The organism is Bacillus sp. sid0103, from assembly GCF_019219025.1.
In genome coordinates this window covers 1-483 of record NZ_JAHUWN010000109.1, presented here as the reverse complement: position 1 = coordinate 483, position 483 = coordinate 1, and the positions used below count along the sequence as shown (strand labels likewise).

At 47.2% G+C, this 483-nt stretch carries 1 protein-coding gene; it reads right to left on the bottom strand.

The genetic code is table 11. The features are described from left to right. Positions 1-295: 295 nt before the first annotated feature. Positions 296-483 (bottom strand): hypothetical protein (locus KW850_RS32695; protein WP_218351730.1); only part of this gene is annotated, 188 nt, incomplete at its 5' end.

The following is a 483-nucleotide window of genomic DNA, read 5'->3' as shown; positions in this document are numbered from 1 at the left end:
GCTTAAAGACTAATGTTACCATTAGCCCTCCAAGACTCGCTACGAGCGAATGGCTAGTTCTTACTCGGCGGGAATCCCACCCGCTATATGATACGACCTAGGCTCGGCCGCACAACTGCTTCGTTAGCACAAGAAGAAAGCCACCAAAAATGGCAGCTGGATCTTTAACTCTTGCTACCCGTTAGCCATCCATGAATCGCTAAAAACCAGCTCTTCACCACAGAGAATGAAAATGTTTTTAAACCGTCAATACTGATTCTACGGCTGGAGAGGAAGGTCGATGAACTATGGTGCGTTAGAGCCCATCCGTTAGTCTGACTCCAACGACCACGGTGCACCACTGACTGTGCTCCCTTACGGGAAGCACACATGGTAGATTAATCCTATTCTGGTTGCTGCACCAGCCTCCAATAATATTCAGTGCCGTAGAAAGGATGTTTTCAATGGAAGTAGTCATTGAAAGAGCATGTGGTATGGATGTTC